Origin of the sequence: Chelativorans salis (assembly GCF_025336525.1) — a bacterium.
Lineage (GTDB): Bacteria > Pseudomonadota > Alphaproteobacteria > Rhizobiales > Rhizobiaceae > Chelativorans > Chelativorans salis.
In genome coordinates this window covers 310,715-332,439 of sequence record NZ_JAOCZP010000001.1, presented here as the reverse complement: position 1 = coordinate 332,439, position 21,725 = coordinate 310,715, and the positions used below count along the sequence as shown (strand labels likewise).

Genomic DNA, 21,725 nt, shown 5'->3' with positions numbered 1-21,725 from the left:
CCATTTCGGAAGCTTATGCAGCGTGGACTATGCCTCGCCGTCTCGCAAAATACAACCTGTTCTACGGGTGGGTGAGACCGATCACTCGAGCCAAATCTTTTGGCCTCGCGAAGTGCGATGACGGTTGACCCGTCTCGGCGGAACGACACCGGATGACATTTGCGGCAACCGCAGCGCGACTAGGTCGATCCGGTAGTAGACGCTAGGAGCAAAGCTCCACCTCCTATGCCGCTCCACGTCCCCGCTTGACTCACCTATATCTTGGCGGTTATGGGTTTAACCCATAGCCAATGAGTTATAGATTGTGATGCCGCAGCCCCACGACGTCCTTTTCAGAACGCTTGCCGATCCGACGCGACGAGCCATCTTCGAGCGGCTGTGCCGCGACGGAGACCAGACTGTCGGGGCGCTGACGGCTCAGGCCGGTGTCTCGCAACCTGCCGTCTCAAAGCATCTCGGGGTTCTGAAACGGGCGGGGCTTGTGCGCCACCGCCACGAAGGTCGCCAGACGCATTACAGCGCTGAGGTCGGCGCGCTTTCGCCGCTGGTCGACTGGACGAATGAAATGACCGGGTTCTGGGAGGGCCGGTTCGACGACCTCGAAGACCTGCTCAACAGGATGGACCAATGACCAATACTGCGAGCGAAACTCTCTCCATCGTTGTCGAACGGGAGATCCACCATCCGCCGGAAAAAATCTGGCGTGCCCTCACGCAACCGCACCTGATCGAGGAGTGGCTCATGAAGAACGACTTCAAGCCCGTCGTGGAGCACAGTTTCAGTCTCAGCGCGGACTGGGGCGTTGTCGAAGGTCAAGTCCAGACGGCCGAGCCGCACAGGACGCTGTCGTACTCGTGGGATACCAAGGATCTCAGAAGCGTCATCACCTGGACGCTCACGCCTACGAGCTCAGGCACCATTCTGCGCATGGAGCAGGAGGGCTTCCGGCCGGACCAGCAGCCCTACTACCGGGGCGCCACAGCCGGATGGCCGCGGTTCTTTGCCGCGCTGGAGCAGGTCCTGGAGCGCATGGACTGAAGTCTGCCCGCGCATTTCAAAGTTGGACGGTATGCGCCGTCAACAACAGCCAATCACCAGGAGATGGTCTTCATGAGTCATGGCATCAAAACTGTCGTCTATCCAGTCAGGGACATAGCGCAAGCCAAGACGCTCTATCGCGAGCTGTTGGGCGTCAATCCGCATACGGATCAGGCGTACTACGTCGGGTTTCGGGTCGGAGACCAGGAAATCGGGTTAGCACCCAGTGGTCATGAGACCGGGATGACGGCCTACCATCACGTTGACGACATTGAGCAGAGCCTGAAATCTTTGGTAGCCGCTGGCGGGCAGATACAGCAGGAGGCCAAGAATGTCGGTGGCGGAAGATTGATCGCAACCGTCAAAGACGCTGACGACAACGTCATCGGGCTTCTTCAAGATCCCTGATCACCGGTACAAGTGCGGCCGCCTGAAAGAAGGCCGCCGCCGTCTGCGCAACCCGATCCCTCTCGGCTCATCGGAATAGGAGATCCCTTTGAATTGGAACACGTGGATACGGCAAACCCACCGGTGGTTGGCCATCGCCTTCACGGTGTTGGTCGTCGGCATCTTCGGCGCCTTGGGACTGGGGGAAGAGCCTGCAGAATGGGTGTATCTCCTGCCGTTGCTCCCGCTCGCCTTGCTCTTGCTCACCGGCCTGTACATGTTCGTGCTGCCATATGTCACCAAATGGAGCGGCGGACAGGAGCGAACGCAATGACCAGGAAGACTAACAAGTCGGCGAAGGCCGCCAAGATGGCTGCCGGCAAACCGACCGAGCCGCGCAGGGCGGAGCAGAGTTCCCAGCCCGGCGAGGTTGCCCTCCTTTCAGGCGGCAATCCCCAGATCGCGAAGGGTGACGGCAATGCCCCCGTGCAGGCCTACATCGCGGCCATGCCGGGCTGGAAAAGCGACGCCGGTCGTCGCCTCGACGCGCTCATCGAGCGGACGGTCCCCGACGTGCGTAAGGCGGTCAAATGGAACTCGCCGTTTTATGGCATCGAGGGCCAAGGCTGGTTCCTCAGCTATCATTGCTTCACGAAGTACATCAAAGTGGCCTTCTTCCGCGGCGCGTCGCTCAGTCCTCCTCCGCCCGTCGAGTCCAAGGACAAGAACGCGCGCTACTTCCACATCCACGAGGGCGACCAGATCGACGAGGAGTTGGTGGCAAGCTGGATCAGGCAGGCATCGGAGTTGCCCGGCTGGGTTCCGTAGCGCGGGCAAGGACCTCGCTAGCAGGCCCCTGTTCGCCCTGCTTGGAAACAAAAGAAACCGAAAGCGAGGAACCATGGAAAAGAGCGGCGCGCTGGAAGAAAAGTCTCCCTCTCAGCTGATTGACGAGAAGATCAGGGAACTCAGCAACTGGCGCGGTGAGACACTCGCCCGGGTCCGAGACCTTATCAACGAGGCAGACCCCGAAGTGGTTGAAGAGGTGAAATGGCGAAAACCGTCGAACATGCTGGGGGTTCCGGTGTGGGAGCACGCCGGCATCATCTGCACCGGGGAAACGTACAAGGACAAAGTGAAGCTGACCTTCGCCAAGGGCGCCTCGTTGGAGGATCCTTCGGGCCTCTTCAACTCCAGCCTCGAAGGCAATGTGAGGCGTGCCATTGATTTCCATGAGGGCGACGAGATCGACGAAGAGGCGTTGAAGGCACTCATTCGTGCCGCCGTGGCATTGAACATCTCGGCTCAGGCTACCGCTCGCCCCGCCCGCTCTAGGAAGAGACCAAAGAGCGCTTGAGGAGCGTGAACCGGATCAATAACCTGCGCTCTGAGGAGGCCAGTCCTCATGGCAGATCGGGTCAATCTGTCCTCGCACGACCAGCATCGTGCGGGAAGCTTTCTCCTGATGCTCACCGCGCTATCCCACCGTACCTCGGAGGTAGCTCGACCCGACTACTCGGAACGAGGTTGCGTAGAGGTCGGCCGTATCCCTCTTCGTTTCATGGACGGTTGCTCCAACGGTTCGAGCCGGAGGATAGCTCCAACCGCTTTCCCACGAAACGCTCAAACCGGCCGGGCGAAAGTGGCTCTTGCAATGAGCTCCACCTTCCTGCCAGTTCAGCGCGGCCGGCGCTGGCCCAAAAGCGATACGGCGACTTTCCGGCCTTCACCGTTTGCGAGCATAGCGAAGCCCATATCGGTCAAATCCTGTTGGAGCACGGCCTGATCATTTTGCGGATTACTGCTCCACTGCTCGATAAAGCTGCGGATATCGGCGGCGGTAGGTTGCGTTCCACAACCACCGCAGGCGGCGGCGAGGACGTCAAGACTGCTCCAGTTTGCCGCCTGATCCTCCGGCAGGAGGTCGAACAGGCTGTCTGGCCGATCGATCAGGCTGTCGGCCGTCCCGTCTTCCGGCAGCAATTGCCTGGCAACCTCACTCAGGGCCTTGCTTGGCTCGACAGGATTTAAACCCTCGCGTTCCCGAAGCCTATTGACGGCCTGCGCGGCCTCCTGCGTCTGCTCGCCCGGACTCAAAGCGACCGGCTCCTCATCAGGCGCCAGGCCTGGCGGCTCGCCGGGGCCGGCAAAGGTCTGCACGGCGTAGATTGTGCCGTTGCTCCCGGCTATTCCGAAGCCGAAGCTCTCCAACCCCTCCGCCAGGATGTTCTTGCGGTGCTCGGGGCTGTCCATCCAGCCCTCCTGGAACTGCTCAACCCGTTCCAGCGAAGCCGGAGTCGGACAGCCGCTACAGGTGGCGATGTTCTCGGCCACCAGTTTCCAGCGGCTGCCACCTTGGTCCCGAAAGCGGTCCTGCACGGTTTCGCCCTCCGGCGACACGTGCGCGTAATAATCCCGTTCGAGCATGTCCTCGGCGTGGTTCTGCGCCACCTCATCGAGAAGATCGCTCCCTTCGAGCGAATTGAGGCCGTGCGCTTCGCGGGCCTGATTGACGAGCGAGAGGGCACGGGCGCGAAGTTCCTCCAACTCCGCCGCCCTGGCCATCGTTGCCGCAGCAGACAGGGTCACGAAAAGCACGAGCAGCGGCAGCGGAAAGCGGAATGGAAACATCGATCCTTCCTTCGTAGATGGCGGTACGGGAGAATATAGGCCGGTGACTGCACGCAGGCCCGTCTAGCGCACAGCCGCCTCGATATCCTGGCAGCGCATCCACCAACGCTGTTCGACGATGCCTCCGCCCGACAAATTAATCAGACAGAGCCGGTCACCATCGCTCTTCAGAACGCGAATGCTCACTCTCCGGAATCACTTCTCCGTTGCTACTCAAACCTGCTCGAGTTGCTGCTGCTCCGGACATGCTGGGATAGACTCCTGAGCCGCTGCTGTTTCTCCTTTGTCTCAGAGATACAACTTGATGTGCGCCCAAATTGTTCTGCTGAAACCGCGCTGCAGCGCACTGGCGTCAGCCACAACGCGACCTTCGCCCGCAGAGAGCCTCAGCAGCACTGCGCGATTCTGGTTATTCTCCTCCCAGTCCCGCTCGGAAACCGCTCAGTCTGCCTCAGGCCGCCTGCCGCTGCATTCGTCTCGTCTCGCCCGGCGTCATGTTGTAGTATTCGCCGAAGCGTCGATAGAAGGTCGATAGGTCGTTGAATCCAGAAAGGAAGGCGATCTCCGCGATCGATAGATGATCGGAGGCCGGATTCTTGAGGAGCCCTAGGCTCTTTTCCAGGCGGCGGCGAGCGACGAGATCCGGAAACCCGCTCCCGACGTCCTCCAAGAGTGCATGCAGCCAGCGCGGCGACATGCCAAGGTCCTTTGCCGCGCGCCGCGCCGTCAGATGGCAGTCGCTCAGATTGGTCTCGAGATAGGTTAGAACCCGCTGACGCTGAAAGGTGCGGTAGTTGCAGCGGCGTTCCGCGCGCGGAGTTTTCTCCGCTTCGATGGCCAACCCCAGAAGACCGCACAGATGCGCCAGAAGCCCCTGCTGGACGGCAGGGTCCAGCCGGTCTACCTCGTTGGCAAGCTGCTTTATGTGGCATGTCAGCACCGTAATCAGGCCCTCGCGCGCGGCGATGTGCAGAACGGGACGGTTGTCGCGCAGCGGCAGGAAGGGCGCGATAAGCCGCTCGGGAAAGCTCCATCTCACAAGGTGGGAACGTATCGGAGAGACCACCTGGGATGGCTCCGCGGTGTCGATGAGCACGATATCGCCTGGTACCTGCGTACCGGTGCCGCCCGCCCAGTGGTATGTACCCTGTCCCTCGAAAAGAAGAACAAGATGATAGCGATGGGGATTGTCCCCGGCCGAACCATTCTGCGTCACCCTGACGGGCGGAGCGGTAATGTCCGCGAATATGGCATCCGTGAAGGATTGGCTCTTGATCCTGATCTGCTCCGGCTCGTCGCAAAGCAACTCAATGGTTTTGTTCCACAGTGCCGGATTGGCATCGACCCGGCCTTTGTCGTCGCGCTCGCTCGCTTGCGTCTCGGCCATCTGCTTCCCCTTCAGTTTCGTGTGTTTATGCGGTCTCGTTGTTTGGGGACACAGGACGCATCCTTTTCCAAAATAGTTCCCGAATAGGCGAGCCTCGCGTTGTTCCGCCAGCCAGCGCCAGTGCGCAAATCGCAAAACCTGACTTCCCATAACGCCAAGACCCGCTCCGCCATCTCGGTTACGTCTTGAAGCTGTTTGGCCAGCCATCCTGCCGACGGCGCGTGAGGACGCCGAACGGACGAACCAAATGCTGGCAGAAGGACAAGAGGAGGAAGGATCATGACAATGAAACTTACAAGCTTCGCGGCATGTGCCGCTTTAGCGATGGGTGCAGCCGCCGCCGGCATGACCGGAGCCACAGCCCAGGAAGCCAAGACGACGCCGGTTCTCAACACGGAGTTGGTTGGCGTCGAAGGGACTGAAGCCAACATCGTGCTGTTCGACGTGGAAGCAGGGTGGGAAACGGAGCGCCATATCCATCCGGGCCATGTCTTCGTTTACGTGACGGAGGGCACCATCGACGTGGATGTCGAGGGAGAGGAACTGCGGACGGTTTCCGCCGGCGAGGCATTCTACGAGCTACCGGACAAGCCGATGGTGGCGCGCACAGCTTCCGCCGATGAAGGGGCCCGGTTCATCGTTTTCCAGATAGGCCCCACCGGCGAACCGATCATGGTTCCGCATACGCAATGAGTTCGGCCCGGTCGGGGGTGAGATGAGGTGCGCCCCCGAACCGATCCCTAGCTTGAACCAGCTTGAACCAGCGGGAGAACCGCCTGCGGACAGCGGCAACACCCCAACAAAGGAAGGGAGCCATCACCATGATCATCGCACGTTGGTACTGCAATGCCAGATTCGGCAAGAAGCAGGAGCTGATTGACCGCATCAAGCAGTGGTGGGGGACAATCGGCAAAGAGGTCGGCCAAACCGACTATGCCGTCTACACCGGCAGCATCGGCGCCGAGGAATCCCTCGTCACCGTCGACGTCCGGGTGGCGAGCCTGGCTGAACTCGACGAGCAGTGGAACAAGCTGGCCGACCGCGAGGACCATAAGGCGTTCGGCCGCGACATCGAGCCGCTTCTCGTCAGCGGCTCGACCCGATGGGAGATCCTGCGGGCAGCGAACTAACAAGTACTCACCGCGGCTCCCGCAATACAGCATCACAAGGAAGGGAAAAATGGCCGAACCAACCGAAGAACTTGTCGTGGTGATGACCCATGGTGCCGACCACGAACTCTCATCCGTTGCCTTTACCATCGCCAATGGCGGCATGACGGCCGGCCTGAAGGTGTCGGTGTTCCTGACCAGCGCGGCGGTCGACCTGGTGCGCAAAGGCGGCATCGACTTGACCCACGCCGCACCTCTGGAGCCGCTCGCCTCCCTTGTGCGCGACTTTCTCACCCGCGGCGGAACGCTGTGGGCCTGCACGCCCTGCGTGAAGGCACGCGGCTACGAGGAGAAGGACCTGATCGACGGTGTCATCGTCACCGGGGCGAGCCCCATGCACGAGCGCATCAAGGCGGGGGCGGCGACGCTGAGCTTCTAGGAACGACCCGAACATCACCATGAAGGCGTCGCGCCTGGTGATGTTCGGGGCGTGAACCGCAAGATCATGGAGAAAGGAGACACAATAATGAGCACGACGCTGGCCGAGCAACGCAACGAATATGTGGACTTCTGGAACGAGGTGCTCGTTCCCAAATTCACTCGCTTCAAACATATCCTCGTCGACGGGCTGACCCATCACAGCGCGAAGGTTCTTCCCGCGCTCGAGGTGCGCAAAGGAGACCGGGTAGTCGATGTCGGCTGCGGCTTCGGCGACACGGCTATTGATCTGGCCAGGCGTGTCGGGCCGGCAGGGTCGGTGCTGGGGGTGGATTGCTGCGATGCTTTCCTGGACTACGGCCGTCGCGATGCGGAAACCGCCGGCATCGACAATGTCGCCTTTATCGAGGCCGACGTGCAGACGTATCCATTCGAACCGGTCCACGACTTCTGCTTCTCCCGCTTCGGTACACAGTTCTTCGAAAACCCGGTAGCGGGCCTTAGAAACATGCGCGCCGCGCTGAAGCCGGGGGGCACCATGACGATGATCGTCTGGCGGACCATCGATGACAATCCTTGGCTGGGCCTGCCGAAGCAGGTCGTCATGCAGTTTCTGCCTCCGCCCGGCGAAGACGCACGCAGCTGCGGCCCTGGCCCTTTCTCGATGGCCGACCAGTCGATGGTCACCAAGCAGCTCGAGATCGCTGGCTATGAAGACATCTCCTTCGAGCGCATCGATGCGCCGTTGATGGTCGGACACTCGCTCGACGACGCGGTTTCCTTCCAGCTAGCCCTCGGGCCGGCCGGCGAGGTCTATCGTGAAGCCGGGGAGCTTGCTGAGCGACGTCATGACGAGATCGTCAACGCTTTGCGGGAGAAGCTCGCTGGCTATCAGACGCCGGAGGGAATCATGATGCAATCCAGCTCTTGGAAGATCAGCGCGCGAAACCCCGGCTGAATGGAAGTCGGGAGCGCCGTCATCGCGGGCAACCCGATTGACCGTGAAGGCGAGCCGCAACTGGGTTATGATGGCTATGCGGCAGTTGCCAACAAGTGCAGGCCGGCGGTCGGCCGCTGCCAACCGGCAGCGGCGGCCTCGTCAAGCGGAGATCGTCGATATTGCCCTTTGGCGGTCTGCACGCGAGTTGGTGCGGCGAAGCGGGCTGGCGGCGCCTTCACAAGCGCGGCGAAGAGCGGACGCAGCGAGTTTCGACGGTGACGCGGACGGAGCACGAATGTGGCATGCGATCGCCACGATCTGCGAGGCGCTCGTAGCGGAGCGAGGCATCATATGACCAGCATCGGCACACCGCTTCGAGCCTTCTTCGAGTCGGAGGTCGAGCGTCTCCTGGACAGGCTCTACGGTACTGCCCTTCGGCTGACGCGCAACCGTGCCGATGCCGAGGATCTGGTCGCGGACACCCTCGCCAAGGCCTGGGTCAAGCTTCCCGAGCTCAGGGACCGACAGGCCTTCGAGAAGTGGGTCTTTCGTATCCTCGTCAACGGCTTCATCAGCGAGCGCCGCAAGCGGCAGGCAAGGCCGCGCGAGGTTACGGCGGCGACGACATGCGGCGAGGATACCTTCTCCCTGTTCGAGAAGGTGCACCAGCCCTTCCTCCTGTGGTGGGGAAATCCGGAGCAGGAGCTTCTCGACAAGCTCCTGCGCGAGGATATCGAAAGCGCCGTCGAGGAGCTTCCGGAGGAATTCCGGCTTGTCGTGGTTATGATCGAGTTGTGGGGTCTCAGCTATGCCGAGACGGCCAACACGCTCGACATCCCCATCGGCACGGTGCGCTCGAGGCTCAGCCGCGGTCGCAGCCTCCTGCAAGGTGCGCTGTGGCGGCAGGCGGGCGAGGCCGGCATTGCGCCCGGTAATGCGAAAGGGGATGCCAGATGACGCAGGACCTACGCTGCGAGGAGGTGATCGAAAAACTCCTCGAATATCTCGACCGGGAGCTCGACACCGAGACCGAGCATGCACTTGCACGCCACATGGAGACCTGCCGGGCGTGCTTCACGCGGGCGGAATTCGAACGCAAGCTTCGCGCGCGGGTGAGCGAGGCAGGCAAGGCAAAGGCACCGGAATCGCTGCGCCGTCGGGTGCGCACGATCATCGAACATTACTGAACAGAGGAGGAGAATGGCGCCGAATGCACTGGCGCTGGAAAGGAACGGAGGGGCAAGATGGTTGCCATCCTGGGATACTCGAAAGAACAGATCACTGAAGCGGTAAAGGCGATGTATGGCAGCGTGGCGGACGATCCGCACCAGGGGTTCCATTTTCCGGTGGGCCGCCCGGCGGCTCTTGCCGTAGGCTATCCTGCGGAAGAACTCGACCGTCTACCGCGGACCGCTGTCGACCGCTTCGCTGGCGTCGGCTATCCCTTCCGCGCCGGCGTGATCAAGCGTGGAGATACCGTACTCGACATCGGCTCCGGCTCGGGGACCGATACGCTGCTCGCCAGCCGATTGGTCGGCGATGCCGGAAAAGTATGGGCGCTCGACATCACGCCCGACATGCTGGCTCGGCTCAAGGCGACGCTTCAGGAGGCCGGTATCAGGAATGTCGAACCGATCGAAGCGGACGCGGAGAACATCCCGCTGCCCGACAATTCCGTGGACGTGGTCACCTCGAATGGCGTGCTCAACCTCGTGCCGGACAAGCGCAAGGCGTTCGCCGAAATCTTTCGCGTCCTCAAGCCGGAAGGACGCATGCAGCTTTCCGATATCGTCATCGCCAAGCCGGTGCCCGTCGGTGGACGCAGCGACCCCAAGCTGTGGGCGGAATGCGTGGTCGGTGCATCGATCGACGAGGACTATCTGGAGCTGTTGCGGGAGACCGGCTTTGCCGACGTGGAGGTGCTAGGCGAGTTCGACTATTTCGCCGAAAGTCCCAGCGCCGACACGCGCCGGATTGCCGCCGGGCTCGGCGCGCGCTCGATGGAAGCCGTCATGCGCCGGCCGGCCGAGGCATCAAGGCGAGCGGCCCCCGCCCGCTTTCTCAGGCGTCTGCACCCTCGACGCCTAAAGGCGATTAGTGGCCGTGGATTGTGGGGTGCTGTGGCGGCAATCACGGCCATTGTCGTGTGCTACGGCGTAATGGCCTCGATAGGCCTCCTATCGCTGATCGGTGTCGCCTTCGCGTTTCCGGAGGGCGCATGGGCGACGGCCATTTTTGCCGCCGCGGCCCTTGCGGTCATCGCCACCGCCTTCAACCTGCCGCGCCATGGGCACCCCTGGCCTCTACTTGTGACGGCAGTCGGTGCCACCCTCATCGGCTACGCAATGTTCTGGAACTACAATCCACTGGTCGAGGCGCTGGGTTTTACAATCCTGATCGGCGGTGTCGTGTTCGATCTTCACCGGCTCTACTTATCCCAATGCACGCCGGCTCGCGTCGAAACATCCGCCGCAAGGCCGACGCTGGAACGATGAGCACTTCAATCCCGAAGGTAGGCCGAGCACGGCGACCGAAAAGCTGAGGCGAAGTTGATACGCTTCCTGGCGCTTTCCAACCTGGGGCGCCTCGTGCACCCTCACTCAGGTCGGGTTAGAGACTGCGAACGATTCTGGAAATCTCGGCTCGACGTCCTTAGCTAATGCAGGTCATTGGGCGATCACGGTATCAGCAAAGGGCTCTTCTCCATGGACATCAACAAGCTTCTCGAAGGCTTTCTCGGTTCTCAAGGGAGTGCGCGTCACGCCAATCATCCGGGGCGCTCGCCGGTTGACCAGAACCGATCGGGCTTTCCTGGAGGGCTCGCCGGCGGGGCAGCGGCGGGTGGATTGCTGGCGCTCTTGCTTGGCACGAAGTCGGGACGCAAGCTTGGCGGAAAAGCGCTGAAATACGGTGGTATGGCCGTCGTTGCCGGGCTCGCCTACAAGGCCTATCAGGACTGGAAGCAGAACAAGCCGTCGGGCAACGAAGCCGAGCCGCTTAATTTGCCCAAACCGCCCGCCGACAGCGGCTTTGACGTTGATCATGACAGGGATCATGAGGGACAGGATTTTCGGCTCGCGCTGATGCGCGCGATGATCTCGGCGGCAAAATCCGACGACCATATCGACCAAACGGAACACGGCCACATTCGCAACCAGATCAATGAAATGGGATTCGGCGTAGAGGAGAAGGCGGCCTTATTCGACTATTTCTCGGCCCCCTCCGATCCCGCCGGAGTGGCGCGGCTTGCCCGAACCGACGCCCAGCGCGCCGAACTCTATCTCGCCTCCGCACTGGCCGTCGATCCGGACACCGCCGAGGAGCGGCGCTATCTAAACGAGCTGGCGCGTCAAATGGGAATGCCGGACGGCCTGCGCGATCATCTCGATCTCGAGGCAGCTGCTGCGCGGCGGCAACTCGGCGACGCTGAGCGTAGGAGCGAGACAGGGTTAGGTTGACCATTGAGATTGCGATAGCCACTACGCGGTGCAGGCTGCAGCGTATACCGCCGTTTGAGCACTTCGCTACCAGAAGGGCTTAAACTGGCTTGCGATCAGAACACAGGCCCTTATTGTCGGCGAAGTTCGTACCTGGAACAGGATTCCCTCAGTGCTTGAATTGCCCACTGCGGCCGATGTCGCCGATGCAGCCCGTGCGATCTCCGGCGTGGCGCTTCGCACGCCACTTATAACCTCACCCGAACTCGATGCGATCACAGGGGCTAGGGTTTTTCTGAAGCCTGAGACATTGCAGAGAACCGGCTCCTTCAAGTTTCGTGGGGCTTACAACCGCCTTTCGCGCATTCCCGACGACCACAAATCGGCGGGTGTCGTGGCAATGTCCTCTGGAAATCATGCGCTTGGCGTCGCAACGGCTGCCAAGCTGCTTGGCATCAGGGCCACCAACCTGATGCCGATAGACAGCCCTGCGACGAAACGAGAGCGTACGGCCGCCGCCGGTGCGGAGGTCGTGCTGTTCGATCGCGAAAAAGATGACCGTGTCGCCATGGCCCACGCTATCGCCAAGGAACGTGGCGCTGTGGTCGTCCCACCATACGACGACTTCTTCATCATGGCCGGGCAGGGCACGGTCGGCCGCGAGATAGTGGAAGACCTGGGCAAGTTGAACCTCACGCCCGACGCGGTCTTCTTCCCCTGTGGAGGTGGCGGGCTGCTCGCGGGATCTGCATTGGCCATCCACGAACAAGCACCATCGACAGATCTCTACTCGGTGGAGCCGGAAGAATTTGACGATCATGCGCGATCGTTTATTGCGGGCGAACGGCTTGCCAACCACAAGGCCTCCGGCTCACTTTGCGATGGACTACTGGTCTCGACGCCGGGCGAACTCACGTTTTCGATCAATAAGCGGCACGTCGCGGGGGGATTGGTTGTTTCTGACGACGAGGTTAGACGGGCCGTCGCTTTCGCCTTCCGTGAACTGAAGCTGGTGGTGGAACCATCCGGAACGGCTGCACTTGCAGCTTTGCTGGGCAAGCGCATCGACGTGAGGGGCCAAACGGTTGTCGCCGTTCTAACTGGTGGGAATGTCGACCCAACCCTCTTTGCCAACCTCATATCCTGAAGTGCTGAGCTTGTACGCTTAAGGGATCGAAAAACAGCAACAGCGGGATCGGGAGTTGCGCAGTTGCCGACGAGCGACGCCGACCAGGCCGGCGCACGTTCATGCATCCTCCTCCCATCAGGAGACTCAGCCGGCCCCAGTCATTCCCGCGTCACGCCCGTTCGGCACGTGGTTCATGCCCGCGTGTATCCAGCGTCATGGCAATCTGCGGCGTGCATGGCAGGGGCGAGGAGACGGCCTCCTCCTCCGGACCATGTAGGCGCCGCAGAAATGCCGCCAGCGCGAGTATGGTCAGCAGAATGGCGGCGTACACGAAGAGCCCCGTCGGCCCGAGGAGCCGCATGCTGAGACCGGCAACGAAGGGGCCGAAGGCGGCACCAAGCCCATTAAGCAGCAGTAAGCCGCGTGCCGCCGCCAGCATCTCGTCGGCTTTCAGCCGGTCGTTGGCGTGCGCCACCACGAGCGTATAAAGCGGGATGCCGAAGCCGCCGAACACGAATCCAAGCGAAAGGAGCGCTGGCAGCCCGGCGTCTGCAATAAACACGAAGCCGATGCCGGCGAGTGCCGCCGCGAGCGCAGAGAAGGCAATTACCAGCCGGCGCGGATAGCGGTCCGAAAGCCATCCCAATGGCCATTGCAGGAACAGCGCGCCGAAAAGGACTGCGGCCATGAAAGCGGAGATTCCGGCGGTATCGAGGCCTACTTCCTGGGCGAAGTTCGGCCCCATGCCCCAGAACGCACTGAGCGCCAGGCCGGAGAGAAAGGCGCCCAGCGTGCCGAGCGGCGACATGGCGAAGAGCCGGCTGAGATCAAACCCCACTTGGTGCGGCACGGTCGGCGGTCGACTAGGCAAGAGGGTGATCGGAACGAGCGCCAACGAGATCAGGATCGAAACAATGAGGAACAGCACAACCCCCTCCGGCGGCGCCACGTTGAGGAGCCCCTGGCCGAGCGCCCAGATGCCCATGGTGATCATGCCGTAGATAGAGAGGAGGCGGCCGCGCGTAGATGTCACTGCGTGGGCATTAAGCCAGCTTTCCGTTACCAGGATCATACCGGCATAGGCGAAGCCCGTGACCGCGCGCAGAACCGACCAGGCCCAGGCGTCGAGAAGAAGCAGGTGTAGAAGCGCTGTCGCAGACGCAATAGAGGCAAAGCCGGCGAAGGCCCGGATATGGCCCGCCGAGGAGACGACGCGCGGCAATACCACCGAACCAAGGGCATAGCCGGCGAAGTAGGCCGACATCATCAGGCCGATGGTTTCGCTGCGAAAACCCTCCTGCCCTGCGCGTACCACCAGGAGCGTGCCCTGCAGTCCGTTGCCGAGGACGAGCAAACCGACGCTCGCCAGCAGCGTTGCCACGGGAGCGATATGCACGCCGGGCCTGCCGATGCCGGTTCCCTTCGAGGCCGTGGTGCTGTCCAACATTAGATCAACATCCTTGCGGAGGTCAGGGCACGTTACAACCGTGATCGGATACTTCGCGGCCACCAGCGTCTCAGAACGACGGTGGTCGTGAAGCGCGAGCCGTCGTCATTCCAATCGTTCCATCCGGGAAACGCAAGCGGTTCCGATCGATTCAGCGTTCTCCGGCTGCAGCCAACGCGCCTTCTCGCTTTACAGCTGCGCCCTCGCTTATGCTGCAATGGAACGACCGTGAAACTGCCAAATGCAGCTAGGCCGGCTGTTCTTCCTTACTAGCTTGCGACGCCGTGCGCGAGCGCCGCCTCACCACCTCGTAGACGACAGCCCCCACGATCGTCACCGCGATCATGATCAGCGCCAGTGCGTTGACGGCGGGGGTGAGGCCGGTACGGACTTTGGTGGCGATATAGACAGTCAAGGGTGTGTCGAAGCCGCGCACGAATAGCGTGGTGTTGTAGTTCTCGATCGACTGCAGAACGGCGAGGAAGCCGGCGGCGAAGAGCGCGGGCTTCAGGAAAGGCAGGATAACTCGGCGGAAGACCATGAATTTCGAGGCGCCGAGGCCGAGCGCCGCCTCCTCCTGCGTGCGGTCGAAGCGCATCAGACGAGCGGCCACCATCAGCATCACATAGCAGATGATGAAGCTCGACTGGGCAATGACGATCAGGAACACGCCGCCGCCCACACCGAGCTGGCGCCACAGCACCAGGGTCGAAATGCCGATCACGACGCCGGGGGTGAGAAGCGGCGAGACCATGACGGCGTAGAGCAAGCTGCGGGCCCGCGCATGCAGGCTGGTGAGAACTAGGGCAGCCGCCGTGCCGACGGGCAGCACCACAAGCACGACGAAGAAGGCGACCACGATGGAAGTCCACAGCGAGTCCCACATGCCGCGGTCGGCGGCCAGCGCATCGAACCACTCGAGCGTCGTGCCCTGCCACGGCGTGACGGTGGGGAAGCGGCTCGCATTGAAGGTCGCCGCCGCCATGATGGCAAGCGGTGCGAAGAGATAGATGAAGAAGGCGGCGAAATAGATGCCGAAGAGCCCCTTCATGATGCGGTCGGCGGCGCTCATTTGGCCACGTCCGTCAGGTTCACGCGGGCGATCTTGAGCGTGACGAGCACGACCGTGAGGCAGAGCACCAAGAGCACCAGGGCATAGGCTGCGCCGCGGTTCCAGTCGCCGCCCTCGAAGAACCAGTTATAGATGATCTCGGTGAACCAGCGGCTGCCCGGCGCACCGAGAAGCGCGGGCACGACAAAGCTGCCGGCGGCCAGCATGAAGGTGAAGACGCAGCCGGTGGCGATGCCCGCCTTTGCATGCGGGATGACCACCCGCCAATGGGTGCGCCAGACGGAGGCGCCAAGGTCCCGCGCCGCCTCGATCTGCGATTTCTCGAGCGATTCGATGGAATTGTATATCGGGAAGAGCATGAAGAGGATGTAAGCGTAGGTCATGCCGGCGAGCACACCGGTATTGCCGTACCACCGCACGGGCTCGTCGATGATGCCGAGCGCCAGCAGCAGCGCGTTGAGCGGCCCGCGGAAGGCGAGCAGGATGTACCACGCGAGCGTGCGCAGCACCTCGTTCACCCAGAACGGGATGGTGAGCGCGAGGATGGCGATGGCTGTCTGGTTGGGCGTGGCGTTCTGCGCGAGCCAATAGGCAAGTGGATAGCAGACCACGAGCGTGACGAAAGCCACAAGTGCGCTCGCCCAAACGGTCTTGAAGAAGATGGCGCGGTGCACGCCTTCGTTGGCGAGATAGAGGATGTTCTGCAGCGAATAGACATCGCGCGAGCCGCCAATCTCCGCCGGCGGCAGATTGGGTCTCAGCGAGTAATCGATCATCATCACGTTGGGCGCAAGCACCATGCCGGCGAGCCACGCGGCGACCAGCGCGAGAAAGATGGTGCCGAGCCCGCCCCCGAAACGCCTGTAAAGCTCAGCCATCGGGCAGCACCACTGCGTTGGCATTTTGGAAGGCGAAGGGAGCACGCGTGCCGATCTCCGGGGCCTTGCCGAGCTCCGTGCTGGGAATGGAGGCGATGAGCAGACTGCCATCCTCAAGCCGGCCGTGAGCGAGAGCGAAGGCTCCCTCGAAATCGATGCGTTCGATGGTGGCCGTCAGCCGGTTCTCGCCTTGCGTCTTATGCTGCAGCGCCTCCGGACGGACATAGAGCTTGGCCGCCGATCCCGCGGACAGGCCGTCGCCGACGCGGCCGCTAAGCGGCCCAAAGGCGCTCTCCACAGTGGCAAGGCCATTCTCAATTGCCGTAACCTTGCCGGCGATCGCGTTGGTTTCGCCGACAAAACGAGCCACGAAGGGTGTGGCGGGATTGTCGTAAAGTTCGCGCGGCGCACCCACCTGCTGCAGCACGCCATCGCTCATCACCGCGACGCGATCGGACATGGCGAGCGCCTCCGACTGATCGTGCGTGATGTAGATGAAGGTGACGCCCGTGCGCTTCTGAAGCGAGCGCAATTCCGCCCGCATGTGCTGGCGCAGCTTCAAATCGAGCGCGGAGAGCGGCTCATCGAGCAGCAGAACCTGCGGCTCGACCGCGAGTGCGCGGGCAATCGCAACGCGCTGGCGTTGGCCGCCGGAAAGCTCGCCGGGCATGCGGTCGCCAAGGCCTTCTAGCGCCACGAGCTTGAGGAGTTCGCCAGCCTTCTTGCGTCGCTCCGCCTTCGCCACTCTGCGCGCCTCCAAGCCGAAGGCGATGTTTTCCCACACGGGCATGAGCGGGAAGAGGGCGAGCGACTGGAAGATCATGGCCGTGGGGCGCCGATCGGGACCAAGCCCCTTCATATCGCGCCCGCCGATCAGCACCTTGCCCTCGGTCGGATCGAGAAAGCCCGCGACGATGCGCAGGATCGTCGTCTTGCCGCATCCCGACGGCCCGAGAATGGAGAAAAACTCGCCGCCTTCCACGGTGAAGGAGACGTCCGTGACGGCGCGGGTCTGGCCGAAGGCCATGCCAACGTTTTGCAGCTCTACCGAATGCGACATTGTTGCCCGATGAATTGTGAGAAGGGGCGGGCAAAGGGGATTTGCCCGCCCCGGATAGCGTCAGGCTGAGAGGAAGCGGTCCTGATACTCGTTACGCTTGGCGACGAACCAGCTCTCCTGGATCGGCCACCACCACAGCTTCTCCAGCGCATCGCCCGGATAGGCGGCGGCGAAGAATGCCTTTGCCTCGTCGGAGATGAACTCTTCTGCACCCACCGCGGTGGAGTTGATCGAGGTGGCATTGGTGTACATGGCACCGGCTTCCGGCGTCAGAAACCAGTTGATGAAGGCATAGGCCTGATCGATGTTTTCGGCGCCAGAGGGGATCGCCACACCCTCCATCCAGGCCAGCGCACCCTCCTTGGGCGCAATGAAGCCGATAGGCAGGCCTTCCTTGGCAAGGGCGGCGGCGGTCGAATCCCAGGTCTGGCCGATGGCACAGCCATTCACGCGGAAGGCGCCCTGCGCCTCGTTCTCGTTGTTCCAGAACTGGACGATATTGGCCTTTCGCGCGATCGCTTCCTCGAGGATGACGTCGTAGACCTGCGTCATGTTCTCCTCGGACTCGAACGCGTCGATCATCGGCAGAGGCAGCTTGCCCTCGCCTTGGAGCCAAAGCCCGAGGCCGACGAGGCCGGAATGGCCGCGCACGGTTGCCTTGCCCTCCATCTCCGGCTTCCAGATGTCGCCGTAGGAGGCCGTACCATATTCGAGCGGCGCTTGCTCCTTGTCGAAGGTCAGTGCTTCCGTGCCCCAGTCGGTCGGCACCTGATAGCGCTTGCCGTCGATGACCGCGCCGAGGTTGGCCGAATTGTTCCAGGCGCTCGGCAGGCACTTTTCGATGTCGACCTTCGATTCATCGATGGGCTGCACGAGCCCGAACTCGACATAGTTCGGCACGCGATCGACGGTCGGCCAGATGATGTCGAAGCCGGCGCCGTTGTTCGCGCGAAGCTGATTCAGAAGCTCATCATTGGTGCCATAGGGGGTGAAATTGGCCTTGATGCCGGTGGCGTTTTCGAATGCAGCGAGCATCTCGTCATTCAAATATCCCGCCCAGGCGAAGATATTGACCGTTCCCGACGAGCCTTGCGCATATGTACGCGAAATAAAGGGCGCGGCCAGCGAAAGCCCCGCCACGGAAGCCGCTCCCTTGATGAATGCACGCCGTTTCACCAGTGTCATTGTCGTTCTCCCTGTTGCCGCTGCGGTTGTGCAGGCAGCGGTTAAGTCCGACATGTTACATGTAGATGAAGGTCCGGCAACGAAAATACGGACGCTGGATCAGTGGATTGCGGCCCCGCACGATGGTCGGGAACAGGAAGGAGATATCGGGAGGCAAGCCATGTGCGTGAAAAGGCAAACGGGTCGGTGGGCCCTCTTGCTACTCACATGGGCGAGTCAGGTAGACAGACGCCCCGCTTCGACTATTTGCTCGTGGAGGCGCTGCCGGCAGCGGAGCCTCGCCTGGGCCGGCGGAGGGTTCTCACTGTCCCACTATTTCCGCCACCGCAGAAGAACTGATCGCTGCCATCGGACTCGAGCCCCGATACGCCAACTCCCGGCGGCATTTCGAGCCTCTCCAGGACCTCTCCCGTTCGAGGATCGATTCGCCTCAGGTCGCTCTCGCCAGCCTCCCAGGTGCCATGCCAGAGCTCGTTGTCGAGCCAGGTGACGCCGGTGACGAAGCGATTGCACTCGATGGTGCGAAGAAGCGTTCCTGTTTGGGGGTCGATTTGATGGATCTTCCGATCCTGATACTGCCCCACCCAGAGCGCCCCTTCGGCCCACGCGAGCCCCGAGTCACCGCCGCCGCCGGGCGCCGGGATGGTGGCGAGTACCTGGCCGGTCTTCGGGTCGATCTTCTGTATGCGTTCCTCGGCGATCTGAAACAGGTGCCGGCCGTCAAAGGCTGTTCCCGCATGCGCGGCAACATGGATTGAGCGCACCGTCTTCCCACTCGCCGGATCGAGGGCGTTCAGCCGGTCTCCGGACGCGAACCAGAGGTACCGGCCGTCGAAAGTGACGCCGTGCACGCTCTCGACACCCGGAAAAGGTCCATATTCGCAAACGATTTCGGCCGCTGATCGCATCATGCTTCCATCCTCGCCGTTTGGCAGTGGAGCGGGGAGTAACAAAGTTGTCGGGAATCCCGGTACGGGCGGGTTCATCCAGCGACGCGCGCGCCCGCGGCCGTACGACTGCACCTTGCCTGCCGCCGAAAGCTGTTCGAGTGCCCGCTGCACGGTGCGCTGGCTGGCACCAAGCGCGAGCGCCAGGGCCGAACTCGACCACGACTCGCCATCGGCAAGCAGGGCAAGTATTGCCGCATGCTCCTCGTCGACGGGCGGTGCCAGCACAACGACCTCGCGTGCGTGGCGCGGCGCCAGCGTAAATCCTTGGCTGGTCGCGCTCACGTCTGCCAGCGTCCCAAGCTCTACGCGCAGCCGCCCGATTTCGACCCGCAGCCGCGCGCGATGCGATTCATCTGCGTGTTTCGCCCGGAAGGCGCGTGCGAGGAGCGTGCTCCTCGACACATCTCCGGGCCACGCTTCGCCCAGTGCGCGCGCAAGGGCGAACAGGACAGGGCGTGTCGCGAGTGAGACCACCAGCCTCCCGTCCCGCACGACATTGCGGCACGCATCCACGACAAGCGCCCCCGACGCCACAAGCGCTTCGACCTCGTCGAGCAGGAGGGGACGTTCCTCGCCACGCACGATCAAGCGCGCCGCGGGCGTGTTGAGCACCAACGAAGCGCTTTCGACCTCCGCCGTCAGTGCCGGGATACCTGCCCCCTGCGCAGCGCGCTCCGCCCGGGCGAGTGCTGCGCGCGCCGTCTTTGTCCGGAGGCGCCGCATCGCAATACCGGCAACGACCAGTTCGTAGCCGGCCTGCGATGCGGGTGGCAAAGGCGCGGGATCGAGCGCGGCGAGGGCGTGCTCGGCCTCATCCAAGCGCCCGATCAGAAGCAGCCGTCGGACTTCGAGATAACGGGCATAGGCCCCATTTACCCGGTCACCATACGCTTCGAGCGCCGCCCCCGCACGCTCAAGCGCCTTTTGAGGCCAGGCGAGGTCGCGCGAGACGAGTGCGATCTCGGCTTCGGCAACGACACACCGCGCGCGAGCCACCATCTCCTTCGGGCCGAAGGCGCGTGCAGCACGCCGCAGGAGAGCCTTCGCGCGATCGAGATCGCCGAGTTGCGCCATCGCAATGCCGCGAAGCGCAAGCGCCGGCGCATCCTCGCGCAGGGCCACCCGGTTCAGTGCGCCGAGCGGATCACCTGCCGCGAGCGCATGTGCCGCGGCCGTGATCAGCGAGTCCATTGGAATCCCGCCACACTTGTCACTCCCACCGTTCGCTGCACCGGTCCTAACCTAGCTCACGACCGCCACCAAGCGGACTTGAGAATCCAAACCAAAAGGAGAATCGCAGATGCCGGATATCTTGCACAGAGTCGGAATCAAATCGCCGTCCCCGAATGACACCTATAAGGCGTTGACCACAATTGAAGGTCTTTCCAAATGGTGGACGGAGGAAACGCAAGGGGAAACCAAAGCCGATGGAGTACTCCAGTTCCGTTTTGGCCCCAACGGCGGTTTCGACATGCAGGTCCTTGAGCTTGATCCCACCAAGTGGGTGCTATGGCAGGTTATCGACGGGCCAGAAGAATGGATCGGCACCAGGATAAGTTTCGAACTCAAGCAGGAAGGCGACTTCACCATCGTTCTCTTCAAGCACCAAGGCTGGAAGGAGCCGGTGGAGTTCATGCATCATTGCAGCACCAAGTGGGGGGTGTTTCTGATGAGCCTGAAGTCGCTCATCGAAACCGGCAAAGGTGCCCCCCATCCAAACGACGTCTTGATCGACAACTGGAAATAACGCCGAGGGGTCGCGGGTCGGTCAACCGGCTGACCCCGACTGCTCGACCGGAGTCGATATCGCACGCAACAAGAGCTTGATGAACAGGAGACTGGTTATGCGGAATCAAGTCGTTTCGCACGAGGAATGGTTGAAGGCGCGCCTTGAACTGCTTGCTGCCGAGAAGGAGTTTACGCGCCAGCGTGATGCGCTGACGCGCCGCCGAATGGCGATGCCCTGGGAGCGCGTGGGAAAGCCATACCAGTTCGAGGGGCCGAATGGTGCGCTTTCGCTCGCCGATCTCTTCGACGGGCGCTCCCAGCTGATCGTCTATCACTTCATGTTCGCCCCCGATTGGGAAGAGGGTTGCAAGTCGTGCTCTTTCTGGGCCGACAACTTCGATGGCATTCCAGTCCACCTCCACCACCGTGACGTGACATTCTCAGCTGTCTCCCGCGCACCGCTGGAGAAGATCAACGCCTACAAGAGGCGCATGGGCTGGAGCTTCCCGTGGGTGTCGTCTCACGGGAGCGATTTCAATTTCGACTATCAGGTGTCGCATACGCCCGAGGAGATTGCCGAGGGCAAAGCGTGCTACAACTACGACATCCGCCCGATTGACGGGTCGGAATGGCCGGGGATCAGCGTTTTCTGCCAGAACGAGAGGGGCGAGGTCTTCCACACCTATTCCACCTATGAGCGCGGCGTCGATATGGTCAACGGCGCCTACCAGTTCCTCGATCTCGTGCCCAAAGGCCGCGACGAGGACGGCTTCAAATTCTCCATGGAGTGGCTACGCCGGCACGACCAGTACGACAAGCAATGAACGGGGACGGGCGGCAGGTGTCGGCGGAGCCGTGATAGAGGCGTTTCACGGTGGCAAGGGGCCCCATCCCGGACACCCTCCGTCA

Annotated in this window: 24 protein-coding genes and 1 pseudogene; 17 read left to right on the top strand and 8 right to left on the bottom strand. The window is 62.2% G+C overall.

Translation table 11 applies throughout. The annotated features are described in order from the left end of the window. The first annotated feature begins 307 nt into the window (after positions 1–307). From N5A92_RS01635 to N5A92_RS01610, 6 genes are all read left to right on the top strand, one after another. A complete protein-coding gene (locus N5A92_RS01635) occupies positions 308–631 on the top strand; it encodes an ArsR/SmtB family transcription factor (protein WP_260900076.1) in 324 nt (107 codons plus the stop codon). Further along, positions 628–1,038 (top strand): SRPBCC family protein, encoded by a 411-nt coding sequence (locus tag N5A92_RS01630; RefSeq protein ID WP_260900075.1) that lies wholly within the window; start codon positions 628–630, stop codon positions 1,036–1,038. The genes N5A92_RS01635 and N5A92_RS01630 overlap by 4 nt, the downstream gene beginning before the upstream one ends. Before the next feature lie 72 nt (positions 1,039–1,110). Next, a complete protein-coding gene (locus tag N5A92_RS01625; RefSeq protein ID WP_260900074.1) occupies positions 1,111–1,446 on the top strand; it encodes a VOC family protein in 336 nt (111 codons plus the stop codon). A gap of 88 nt (positions 1,447–1,534) precedes the next feature. Beyond that, complete coding sequence (locus N5A92_RS01620) at positions 1,535–1,759, top strand: hypothetical protein (protein ID WP_260900073.1); 225 nt, start codon at positions 1,535–1,537, stop codon at positions 1,757–1,759. Further along, on the top strand, positions 1,756–2,253 hold the full coding sequence (locus N5A92_RS01615; RefSeq protein ID WP_260900072.1) for a DUF1801 domain-containing protein: 498 nt from the start codon (positions 1,756–1,758) through the stop codon (positions 2,251–2,253). The genes N5A92_RS01620 and N5A92_RS01615 overlap by 4 nt, the downstream gene beginning before the upstream one ends. Before the next feature lie 73 nt (positions 2,254–2,326). Next, positions 2,327–2,782, top strand: a complete 456-nt coding sequence (locus N5A92_RS01610) for a DUF1801 domain-containing protein (protein WP_260900071.1) — start codon at positions 2,327–2,329, stop codon at positions 2,780–2,782. Positions 2,783–3,102: 320 nt separating this feature from the next. Here the strand turns inward: N5A92_RS01610 and N5A92_RS01605 are convergent, their stop codons facing one another. After that, on the bottom strand, positions 3,103–4,056 hold the full coding sequence (locus tag N5A92_RS01605; protein ID WP_260900070.1) for a CAP domain-containing protein: 954 nt from the start codon (positions 4,054–4,056) through the stop codon (positions 3,103–3,105). A 451-nt stretch (positions 4,057–4,507) separates the two neighbouring features. Then, positions 4,508–5,443 carry an AraC family transcriptional regulator gene (locus N5A92_RS01600; protein WP_260900069.1) on the bottom strand — a complete coding sequence of 312 codons (936 nt, stop codon included), beginning with the start codon at positions 5,441–5,443 and terminating at the stop codon, positions 4,508–4,510. 279 nt (positions 5,444–5,722) lie between these two features. On the opposite strand from N5A92_RS01600, the gene N5A92_RS01595 reads away from it, so the two are divergent. The 9 genes from N5A92_RS01595 to N5A92_RS01555 all read left to right on the top strand — a co-directional run bounded on the left by N5A92_RS01595 (position 5,723) and on the right by N5A92_RS01555 (position 12,514). Further along, entirely contained in the window at positions 5,723–6,136 is a 414-nt protein-coding gene (locus N5A92_RS01595; protein WP_260900068.1) for a cupin domain-containing protein, read from the top strand. A gap of 128 nt (positions 6,137–6,264) precedes the next feature. After that, positions 6,265–6,573, top strand: a complete 309-nt coding sequence (locus tag N5A92_RS01590; protein ID WP_260900067.1) for an NIPSNAP family protein — start codon at positions 6,265–6,267, stop codon at positions 6,571–6,573. 49 nt (positions 6,574–6,622) lie between these two features. Beyond that, complete coding sequence (locus N5A92_RS01585; protein WP_260900066.1) at positions 6,623–6,991, top strand: DsrE family protein; 369 nt, start codon at positions 6,623–6,625, stop codon at positions 6,989–6,991. A gap of 87 nt (positions 6,992–7,078) precedes the next feature. Next, positions 7,079–7,948: a class I SAM-dependent methyltransferase gene (locus tag N5A92_RS01580; protein ID WP_260900065.1), complete on the top strand. Its 870-nt coding sequence runs from the start codon at positions 7,079–7,081 to the stop codon at positions 7,946–7,948. Between the two features lie 333 nt (positions 7,949–8,281). Continuing rightward, positions 8,282–8,887, top strand: a complete 606-nt coding sequence (locus N5A92_RS01575) for a sigma-70 family RNA polymerase sigma factor (protein WP_260900064.1) — start codon at positions 8,282–8,284, stop codon at positions 8,885–8,887. After that, positions 8,884–9,117 (top strand): anti-sigma factor family protein, encoded by a 234-nt coding sequence (locus tag N5A92_RS01570; protein ID WP_260900063.1) that lies wholly within the window; start codon positions 8,884–8,886, stop codon positions 9,115–9,117. The genes N5A92_RS01575 and N5A92_RS01570 overlap by 4 nt, the downstream gene beginning before the upstream one ends. 57 nt (positions 9,118–9,174) lie before the next feature. Continuing rightward, on the top strand, positions 9,175–10,425 hold the full coding sequence (locus N5A92_RS01565) for a methyltransferase domain-containing protein (protein WP_260900062.1): 1,251 nt from the start codon (positions 9,175–9,177) through the stop codon (positions 10,423–10,425). Between the two features lie 210 nt (positions 10,426–10,635). Beyond that, a complete protein-coding gene (locus tag N5A92_RS01560; RefSeq protein ID WP_260900061.1) occupies positions 10,636–11,388 on the top strand; it encodes a tellurite resistance TerB family protein in 753 nt (250 codons plus the stop codon). Between the two features lie 142 nt (positions 11,389–11,530). After that, the gene (locus N5A92_RS01555) at positions 11,531–12,514 is read left to right on the top strand and encodes a threonine ammonia-lyase (protein ID WP_425248534.1); all 984 of its coding nucleotides are present in this window, start codon (positions 11,531–11,533) and stop codon (positions 12,512–12,514) included. A gap of 151 nt (positions 12,515–12,665) precedes the next feature. Here the strand turns inward: N5A92_RS01555 and N5A92_RS01550 are convergent, their stop codons facing one another. The 6 genes and pseudogenes from N5A92_RS01550 to N5A92_RS01525 all read right to left on the bottom strand — a co-directional run. Beyond that, positions 12,666–13,943 (bottom strand): MFS transporter, encoded by a 1,278-nt coding sequence (locus N5A92_RS01550; protein ID WP_260900059.1) that lies wholly within the window; start codon positions 13,941–13,943, stop codon positions 12,666–12,668. Between the two features lie 247 nt (positions 13,944–14,190). Continuing rightward, complete coding sequence (locus N5A92_RS01545; RefSeq protein WP_260900058.1) at positions 14,191–15,015, bottom strand: ABC transporter permease; 825 nt, start codon at positions 15,013–15,015, stop codon at positions 14,191–14,193. After that, positions 15,012–15,893 (bottom strand): ABC transporter permease, encoded by an 882-nt coding sequence (locus tag N5A92_RS01540; protein ID WP_260900057.1) that lies wholly within the window; start codon positions 15,891–15,893, stop codon positions 15,012–15,014. The genes N5A92_RS01545 and N5A92_RS01540 overlap by 4 nt, the downstream gene beginning before the upstream one ends. After that, positions 15,886–16,953 carry an ABC transporter ATP-binding protein gene (locus tag N5A92_RS01535; RefSeq protein WP_260900056.1) on the bottom strand — a complete coding sequence of 356 codons (1,068 nt, stop codon included), beginning with the start codon at positions 16,951–16,953 and terminating at the stop codon, positions 15,886–15,888. The genes N5A92_RS01540 and N5A92_RS01535 overlap by 8 nt, the downstream gene beginning before the upstream one ends. 60 nt (positions 16,954–17,013) lie before the next feature. Then, the gene (locus N5A92_RS01530; RefSeq protein WP_260900055.1) at positions 17,014–18,138 is read right to left on the bottom strand and encodes an extracellular solute-binding protein; all 1,125 of its coding nucleotides are present in this window, start codon (positions 18,136–18,138) and stop codon (positions 17,014–17,016) included. Between the two features lie 923 nt (positions 18,139–19,061). Beyond that, positions 19,062–20,279: pseudogene (locus tag N5A92_RS01525) on the bottom strand (helix-turn-helix domain-containing protein); the annotation flags it as partial. A gap of 109 nt (positions 20,280–20,388) precedes the next feature. On the opposite strand from N5A92_RS01525, the gene N5A92_RS01520 reads away from it, so the two are divergent. Both N5A92_RS01520 and N5A92_RS01515 read left to right on the top strand, forming a co-directional pair. Further along, positions 20,389–20,835, top strand: a complete 447-nt coding sequence (locus tag N5A92_RS01520) for an SRPBCC family protein (RefSeq protein ID WP_260900054.1) — start codon at positions 20,389–20,391, stop codon at positions 20,833–20,835. A gap of 97 nt (positions 20,836–20,932) precedes the next feature. Beyond that, positions 20,933–21,640 (top strand): DUF899 domain-containing protein, encoded by a 708-nt coding sequence (locus tag N5A92_RS01515; protein WP_260900053.1) that lies wholly within the window; start codon positions 20,933–20,935, stop codon positions 21,638–21,640. The last annotated feature ends 85 nt before the right edge of the window (positions 21,641–21,725 follow it).